The organism is Brachyspira sp. SAP_772, assembly GCF_009755885.1.
Classification (GTDB): domain Bacteria; phylum Spirochaetota; class Brachyspiria; order Brachyspirales; family Brachyspiraceae; genus Brachyspira.
The window spans coordinates 1-794 of the sequence record NZ_VYIX01000111.1; the positions used below are offsets into that span (position 1 = coordinate 1).

1 protein-coding gene is annotated in these 794 nt (G+C 30.2%); it reads right to left on the reverse strand.

Annotated elements, in window-relative coordinates; genetic code table 11:
* Nucleotides 1-708, reverse strand: a 708-nt coding sequence (locus tag GQX97_RS12915; protein WP_157152268.1) for an NAD(P)-dependent oxidoreductase, incomplete at its 3' end; no start/stop codon positions are given.
* Between the last annotated feature and the right edge of the window lie 86 nt (nucleotides 709-794).

The following is a 794-nucleotide window of genomic DNA, read 5'->3' on the forward strand; positions in this document are numbered from 1 at the left end:
CATTACAGCAGGCTCTTTTGATAAATACATCTCCATAAGAACAGCCTCTTCAGGATGACCCATCTCTACTTGAAGTTTGAAAGCTTCTACAAATACATTATATATAATAGGCCAAGTTCCTTGTTCTGCCATCAAATCCAAGAAAGTTTCATCATCAAATTTTACTTCTATAGCTCCTTTTCTTGTAGCACCTATTGCTTTACATAAAGCTTTAGCATATTCCAATGCCTTTCCTGAATAATCCTGATGTACACCTACGAAAGCAGGAGAGCCTTCACCTTTTTCATAGAGTTCTCTTACACCTTTACCTATCATTCTTGGAGCAGCCATTACTATATCTAAATTTTTTGCTGGTACTATTCTTTTGAAAGTGATATTATAAGCAGATGAAAAATTTATTATGTTACCATCTTTTAAATTAGGAGCTATTTTCTCTTCATATATCTGAGGTGCTACCTCATCTGGTAAAAGCATATATATTATATCTGCTTTTTTACTAGCTTCTTCTATAGAATAAACCATAAAACCATCTTCATTAGCCTGATCATAAGATTCATCTTTTCTGCTTCCAATTATCACATTTTTTATTCCAGAATCTCTTATATTAATAGCCTGACTTCTTCCCTGATTTCCATAACCTATTATAGCTATAGTTTTCTCTTTAATTAGATTTAAATCAGCATCATTATCATAATATATTGTAGCCATTGTACTACTCCTTTATTTTTATTTTTATAACTTATCATTTGTTATATTTAATATTATATAAAAAAACTTTTGCTTTACTTTGTATA